At 39.6% G+C, this 4,833-nt stretch carries 5 protein-coding genes and 2 pseudogenes; 3 read left to right on the top strand and 4 right to left on the bottom strand.

The annotated features are described in order from the left end of the window. Positions 1-102: 102 nt before the first annotated feature. Positions 103-261: pseudogene (locus ORQ98_RS28950) on the top strand (transposase); the annotation flags it as partial. 558 nt (positions 262-819) lie between these two features. Here the strand turns inward: ORQ98_RS28950 and ORQ98_RS28945 are convergent. Next, positions 820-1,017, bottom strand: a complete 198-nt coding sequence (locus tag ORQ98_RS28945) for a hypothetical protein (RefSeq protein WP_274692304.1) — start codon at positions 1,015-1,017, stop codon at positions 820-822. Positions 1,018-1,138: 121 nt separating this feature from the next. Between ORQ98_RS28945 and ORQ98_RS29770 the strand changes: the two are divergent. Together ORQ98_RS29770 and ORQ98_RS28940 are read left to right on the top strand one after the other, a co-directional pair. Next, positions 1,139-1,534 (top strand): annotated as a pseudogene (locus ORQ98_RS29770) (IS1 family transposase); the annotation flags it as partial. A gap of 139 nt (positions 1,535-1,673) precedes the next feature. Continuing rightward, the gene (locus ORQ98_RS28940) at positions 1,674-3,083 is read left to right on the top strand and encodes a protelomerase family protein (RefSeq protein ID WP_274692303.1); all 1,410 of its coding nucleotides are present in this window, start codon (positions 1,674-1,676) and stop codon (positions 3,081-3,083) included. Positions 3,084-3,192: 109 nt separating this feature from the next. Here the strand turns inward: ORQ98_RS28940 and ORQ98_RS28935 are convergent, their stop codons facing one another. From ORQ98_RS28935 to ORQ98_RS28925, 3 genes are all read right to left on the bottom strand, one after another. Further along, the gene (locus ORQ98_RS28935) at positions 3,193-3,525 is read right to left on the bottom strand and encodes a VapC50 family PIN domain-containing toxin (protein ID WP_274692302.1); all 333 of its coding nucleotides are present in this window, start codon (positions 3,523-3,525) and stop codon (positions 3,193-3,195) included. Positions 3,526-3,557: 32 nt separating this feature from the next. Next, positions 3,558-4,007 (bottom strand): excisionase family DNA-binding protein, encoded by a 450-nt coding sequence (locus tag ORQ98_RS28930; RefSeq protein ID WP_274692301.1) that lies wholly within the window; start codon positions 4,005-4,007, stop codon positions 3,558-3,560. 283 nt (positions 4,008-4,290) lie between these two features. Beyond that, complete coding sequence (locus ORQ98_RS28925; protein WP_274692300.1) at positions 4,291-4,536, bottom strand: HigA family addiction module antitoxin; 246 nt, start codon at positions 4,534-4,536, stop codon at positions 4,291-4,293. Positions 4,537-4,833: the final 297 nt, after the last annotated feature.

The following is a 4,833-nucleotide window of genomic DNA, read 5'->3' as shown; positions in this document are numbered from 1 at the left end:
TAATCCATTATGAATGCTCGAGTATACAGCTTTTTGCCTGCTAACATAGTCCCCCAGGAATCCATATAGAGCCAAAATTAATATGCCTGGTTAACACAACAGTTACTACCAAAGATACCTGCTAACTCGGTGATTGTTATGGACAATGCTAGCTTTCATAAACGAGCAGATATTCAGGATGCAATCCAACAAGAAGGCATTATCTTAGAATACCTTCCTCCCTATATATTTATACAGCATCTTCAATATGCCACTTTATGATTTTCTAGCTATATGTAAGCCACATCACCAAATAAGATAAACCGTTAGCCATTTCTTTCACTGGCTTTCTATCATCTGTATTGCCTGGTGTGAGTTTACGTGAAAATATTTTTGATATATCCAGTATAATATGCTTTAAAATTCCTGTAGTGGGGCTGATGAAAGTGAATTAAAGTAGTCATTACTTCACTGATTGATAATTTGCAAGACCAGGGCTTTTGCCGTATGCCTTTGTCCTTCAGTATTTTCTCCCGGGTGGGCATAAATTCAATGCAAAAATCATCGACATAACAAAATAGTTCAATTACACTCATTCTAAGCCTTCTTATTGGTTGTGTTCGCCGTGCAAAGCAACTTACTAAAAAGTAGGATGAAATGGATACCATTAGGGTGTGAATGTAAATTAAAAACACTATAACTATAGTATTTTTGACAGTCCTACCGACTTTTTAGTAACCATTAAGTTGGCTTCCCTACAAGAATGTAAAAGATCGCATACCTACAAAGCTTCATTAAATTCCTTGTTAGTAATTATGTTGATTGTTTTTTGAACCGAACTCACGTTAATAAGTGAGAAAATACAGTCCACTCGCTATGCTTAACAGGTATCCATCCCAGGTCTAAGCATAAGATAAGCGCTGCTTTACAAGTCCAGAGAGGAGCTTTGTTATCTATTATCCAGCCATCAAGTGTGGCGCCTTTGATTGGGTTATTACGCTTAATATAGTTAAGCTCTATAGCTTTGGCTGTTAGCATTTGAGCCTTGGCGAAGTGAGTAATATCACGATTTAAAAGTGTCCATATTTTGATGGTAGATGAGCGGTTTAACTGCTTTTGTTGTATGATACTTATAATGATAGTTTTTGAAGAGTAAGTTTTGGCTACAGTTAATGTGTTGTGCACTCAGTGCAGTAATGATCAAGTGAAAAAATAGGTTATACACCAGAAGGAAAGCAACGCTATCTGTGTAAGAGTCTACTCTGTAAAAAGTCTATAGCAATAAAGCTTACCAGCCAGGGGTAAAAGAAAAGATCATCGATATGACTGTGAATGGAAGCGGAATAAGGGATATAGCCAGAGTCCTAGGCATTAGCCGAAGTACGGTCATTGAGACGCCAAAAAAATAGTCTGAGCTGCACACTGTTAATAATGAGCGGTTAGAACAATTAGAAAATCTAAGCTGGAAAAAGTATTGGTGGCTGAAGTTGATGAGATGTGGAGTTTTGTAAAGGAGAAAGCCAATCAGCGCTGGTTATGGCATGCCATCGATGCTAAAACATAGGTTTGAGCCACTACCCATTATTTTTTGTATTTTGTGTAGTAGATTTATAATGAATGGTATAGGGTTGATATGGGTATATATAGGATTATACTTATTATCAATTGTCACTTACATTGACTGAGATATTTTTATGGTACCGATTCATAAGGCAGAAAAAAAAGATCGAAAAGAGATCATTGAATGGTTATTAGAAAGCATTGAAGAAATTGATCAGGACGAATCGCTTACACGATCAGTTAAAACCAAGAAATTGACAAGGCTAGCATCAACAGTGATGCATCAACTTCGAGGAGGCATCGCTGGTCAGGGATTGAAGGAGAAAAATGCGATAGCAGAAAGTACTTTTATCCGCTATTTGACGGAGGCAAGGCGTGCAGTCATTTTAAAAAACTGGAAGCACCATAGTTTAAAGTCAAATATAGACAGGCTAATAGCAAAGTACCCAGAGTATAAAACGGCTTTGAATAAACTGAAACGATTCAAGGTATCTAATGGGGTTAATCACCTGCAGGCACTGACTAAAGAAATTGAAAAGGAAAACCCAGAAGCTTATGCGGCATTTTTGGAACTGCAGGTTGGTCATGAAATATTGAGACATTTGCATTGTAATGAAGAGCTAGCGAGACGTGATAGCCAGTACAAGGAAACGGTTAAAGAGAGACATAATAACCCAATTCAGGTTAATTATTATTATATCAAGTGGCTGATTGAAGATCTTCTCACTAAAAAAACCCATAAAGTTGAAGGTGTTGAGAGTTATGCTTACCGACGACTGGCTTTAGGTATTGCCCTGGCAACGGGCAGAAGAGCGATAGAAGTACTAGCGCCTTGGCAAGGCCATTTTACACCCTATGGTGAATATACGCTTAACTTTAGCGGTGCGGCAAAGAAAAAAGAAAAAGCAGTTAATAAGGCCATTATCTACACAATAGTACCAGCCAAAATGGTACTGACAGCTATCTGGCATTTAAGAAGAGTTCCTGAAGTGGCTTTACTTAAGGAATTTGAAAAGGATAGTGATAGAAACACCAAAGTGAATGTGAGGATGGCTAAGTCACTGAATGAGTTGGCAAAAACGGTATTTAATAGTCCAGAAGCCGTTTTTAAAGACAGCCGTAATATTTATGGAAAAATGGTTTTGCATGAGCATTACGAAAGCTGGTTCAAAGAAAATGGTGGAACCCAAGATGCTTTTTTGCAAGCGATGTTTATGCATGAGCATATAGAAACACAACTGATTTATAAAGCTCTTATTCTTGATTTTGATTCAGATGAGGGCTTGAGGTATACAGAAGCAGGTGTACAACAGTTGGCAGATAAGCGTATTGAACTGCTCAGCCAATTTGATGGGCATGCAGAGCTGCAACGAAAGAATATCAATGCATTACATAGTGCCGTGAAAGCGAAAATAGAGGAAAAGCCTGACTTCAAACTGAACCCCAGTTCGTTAAACAAGCAGCTTGGTTTTAATAAACAGATGGCAAAGCGTTATCTTGGGATTATTGGAGATGAAGTGAATGAGGTAGTGGATGAGTTGTAACTTGTTGGGGGTGGTGGCCTTTTATTCATTATTGAATGACATTTGTAGTGATCCAGTACAGTTTCTGGAAAGCCTACGCGAGTATAGCGAAGGTTTCCCTCTATTGGTTTTAAATCATCATTTCAAAAGGTCGGAGGCGAGAGACGCTGCTTGGTAGTTTTTGTTTCTGAAGAAGATCCAGAAAATCTGAAGCTGTAAATGGTGGATTTTTTAAGCTGGCACGTTGACATCGCGCAGCTTCAATCACTGCACCTATATTTAAATCCATGAGGTTGCTTACAAACTCATCGGGGAAATCTTTTAGGTTAAAGGTTATAATGGCTTCTGCACGAGTTTGTATGGCCGTAGCTACAACATGGCGATCATTGGGATCTGGCAGGGCAATTCCTTCAATCAAAGGCTCAAACCCAGAAACAAGGGAGCCTGGTACATGTTGATTCATCAAATCTCGAACACGCCCCAATTGCTCTCTGGTTAGATCGGACCTGTTTTTGAGTAAACACTCAGCTTTTCTAGTGTTGATAAACGATCCAGCTCAAGCTTTTTCTGATAATTTCGCACATCAACATAGAGCACTTTTCTGCGATTGCCGGTGTAAGTAAATGGGATAACCCCATCATCGAGCAGCTTTATAAAAGTTGGCCTGGAGATATTAAGCAAATCAGCGCCTTCCTGGGTGGTTAGCTCAGCATGGATAGGAACCAATTTTACTGTGTTGCCATCCCCTAGCTGTGTCAAAACATCGACCAACAATCGCAAGGCTGTTACTGGCATAGCGACCTTGTGGGCAATGCCAGCAGCATCGGTGATCGACAACTCCTGAATTTCGGCTTTGGTCTCAATGAATGCCGATAACTCCTGACTGGAGGCTTTCGCGATTGCTGCTGCTTCAGCAGAAGGCAGCTTTGATTCAATGGCTTGCATAATGAATCTACCTGATAGTGTACTTAACTAATGGTAACTATATTCGAAATATTCGAAAGCTTCTTATTACCTCTATCTGTTGGTATATTCCCCTATGTAATTGCCTGCTGTTGTTGAGAAGGATGCTTATGTGCGTTTATAAGTCGCTTTAAGGTTATCGATGTCCACTGGTTGGGGGTGAGAGGGCGAGAAACAAAATGCTAACCAATAAAAAACAAAGTAAACGCTACTGAATAGCGCTTACTTGTAACTGTTCAAGTTTCTTAAGATTTTAAAAATCATTTTACTGTGAGGCCTGCCATAAGCTGTAACTTTGCTGTAGCCCGAGCCAGAACTCAGGTGTGCCATTAAGCACTTTAGAAAGTCTTAGCGCCATCTCAGGGCTTATGCCGCTTTTGCCATCTACTACTCGGTTAAGGGTGGAAGGGCTAACGCCAAGCTGTTTAGCTAAGCTGTTGATGCTAATGTCTAGTTCGTCCAGATAGCTCTCTTTGATGATCTCGCCAGGGTGTGGTGGGTTGTACATCATCCTCGTAATTCAGTATGTAAAATGCAATATTGTTGCTATAAAAGCAAGTGTGATTGATTGAGGCTTGAAAAAGTGCACACACCCAGTGCACTTAAGCTTTTAGGCAGGCTGCTTTATTTTTTGTTTTAGGGTTAGAGCCAGTAGCCATCATCGAACAACCCTGTTTTACTGCATCGACACAGACCACAGTAGGTCTTCTTTTATTGTGCACAGGGAACAATAATACCAATCCTGTTTATTAGCTTGTTAAAACAGCCCAGCCCCTGGAGCACAAGCTTTTAATGTTATTTTTCTTAT

Source organism: Spartinivicinus poritis (assembly GCF_028858535.1).
Taxonomy (GTDB): domain Bacteria; phylum Pseudomonadota; class Gammaproteobacteria; order Pseudomonadales; family Zooshikellaceae; genus Spartinivicinus; species Spartinivicinus poritis.
The sequence above is the reverse complement of the archived record's forward strand: the minus strand, read 5'-3'. Positions and strand labels throughout refer to the sequence as shown.